Here is a 2,331-nt window from a genome sequence, read left to right on the forward strand (position 1 = left end):
GGTGAAGCTAGGGGAGAAGCTAAATTAATAAAAATGATGATAGAAAATGGCAGTTCTATTGAGGAAGTAGCGAAAATAACCAAACTATCTGTCGCTAAGATCACTGAACTACTGCAAACCCTAAATGGCGGACTATCAGATAAGTTATGATTACTAATTAAATAAATATGAGTTAGCCTTCAAAAAAATCTTTGATGTAGACAATCTCCTAGGAGTGATGGAGCAAAGCCTATATGTAATATGCGAGCAACGAGTAACAACGTCACTAATTTCTCATCAATTGACTATGATATAAGGAAAAGCTATACTTTGCAGTAATTGATAAAAGAAAAGGAACCATCTTGGATAAAACTATTTTTTGGGTTATTGTTGTTGGCACTATTATAGTAACTTTGACTCTGATCTCTAATATATTGATGCCATTTTTTATAGCTGGAATAATATCATATATATTACAGCCTATAATTGATAATCTGTCGTTACGATATAAATTATCTAGAACTATAGTGGTTTCAGTAATTTCCTTTCTATTTTTTAGCATTTTTGCTATAGTAATGGTAGTGTTGCTGCCTATCATATATCAACAAACAACTTTGCTAATTAGTAAAATTCCAGCTTATAAAGATTATTTACAAACTGAATTAATACCTGTTATTACGGCAAAATTTTATTCAATAGATCCAGATATTGCTGATAATATAAAAAATTCTATTAGTAACTTTGTTAATGGTATATTTTTGTTGATCACAGGGCTTGCTAATAATATTTGGCATGTTACTATGGTAACAATCAATTTATTTGTATTGATTTTATTAATACCACTTATATTATTTTATTTTTTACGAGATTGGTTAACAATGTCAGAAAATATAAACCTTTTACTACCTTTGAAAGGTAAAAAGAAAATTCTAAAAATATTATCAGCCATTAATACTTCCCTGTCTGCTTATATAAGGGGACAGCTAAATGTTTGTTTATTATTATCAATATATTACGGTGTTTCTTTGTCGATTCTTGGTGTAGATTTAGGATTATTGTTAGGGGTTTTGTCTGGTTTTTCAATAATTATACCATTTGTTGGCATCTTAATATCCTTTTCGCTTACCATGATTGTTAGTTATTTTGCTTTTGGTATGGTCAGTACATTATTTTATATAATCATTATTTATTTGGTTGGCACAATAGTTGAAGGATATATTTTATCACCGAAAATTATAGGTGATAAGATCGGTCTACATCCCCTTTGGATAATATTTGCAGTTCTTGCATTAGGTAATATATTTGGTTTCTTGGGTATATTATTTGCTATACCAATTGCCAGTATAATAAAAGTTTTGTTTTTAGCTGCTATCGATTTTTATAAATCTAGTAAGTTTTATAAGAGTTAAAGATTATCTATTAATTATGCGAGATTCCCAGCAATATATATTACCATTATTTGGTAATGATCGATATGTTTTAGATAATTTTATTAATTCACCTTCTAATCAAATCGCATACAATTCAATAAAAAACTGGTCGAGAATTTGGGGCAGTAAACCCTATGAGTTTACAATTTTGCTTTATGGACCTCCTTCCTCTGGTAAAACATATCTTAGTAAAATATGGCAAAATTTGTCGTATGCATTTTTTATAAAAAAAGATTCAGATATACTTAGTGCAGAGCATGTTATGAAGTATAATGCTTTTATTATGGAAGATATAGAATTTTGGCAGGAAAGAAATATCCTCCATTGTTTTAATTTAATAAGTGAGTGTCGTAAATATTTGTTGATGACTACAGGAAGTTTAGCTAATAATTTTGCATTACAGGATTTATCATCAAGAATCAATTCTGTTCTAAGGTTAGAAATAAATCAGCCAGATGATGAATTGATGAGCAAATTAATCTTTAAATATTTTTCCGATCAGTCGGTTAAGGTATCTGACTGTGTAATTGAATATTTATTAATTAATTTACCACGACAATTTGATCAAATAATCAAATTATTGGATGTAATAATGCACTATGCATTAGTTCGTAAGCAAGCTGTTACCATCTCTCTTATCAAACATGCACTTAAATAGGAAGTTTGGGTACTCAAATGATTTAAAGAATTGTTTTTTTGAAAATATCAGGGACTCGCATACCATAGCACTATACAATTTTGTGAAAATACTAAAGGTTGTTTGTTGATTATATGAATATGTAAATTTATTAGCTAGGCTAGCTTGTTTGTGTTATGATTTACTTAATAAAGTTTATAATATATTCTTAATATGACAGTAGAACTTTTTGATAATATATCAACCAAAAAAACTAATATTGTTAAAGATAACAATAAACCACCG

2 protein-coding genes are annotated in these 2,331 nt (G+C 28.4%); both read left to right on the forward strand.

Features of this window, described 5'->3' with window-relative positions; all coding sequences use genetic code 11:
* Positions 1-341 precede the first annotated feature (341 nt).
* On the forward strand, positions 342-1,388 hold the full coding sequence (locus RiCNE_RS06765) for an AI-2E family transporter (protein WP_094649798.1): 1,047 nt from the start codon (positions 342-344) through the stop codon (positions 1,386-1,388).
* Between the two features lie 16 nt (positions 1,389-1,404).
* Complete coding sequence (locus tag RiCNE_RS06770) at positions 1,405-2,067, forward strand: P-loop NTPase family protein (protein WP_094649799.1); 663 nt, start codon at positions 1,405-1,407, stop codon at positions 2,065-2,067.
* Positions 2,068-2,331: the final 264 nt, after the last annotated feature.

This window comes from Rickettsia endosymbiont of Culicoides newsteadi (assembly GCF_002259525.1).
In the GTDB taxonomy this organism is placed as follows: Bacteria; Pseudomonadota; Alphaproteobacteria; order Rickettsiales; family Rickettsiaceae; genus Tisiphia.

Coding starts and splice junctions, on each gene's coding strand:
- RiCNE_RS06770 (WP_094649799.1), top strand. CDS start 1,405: ATGCGAGATTCCCAGCAATATATATTACCATTATTTGGTAATGATCGA.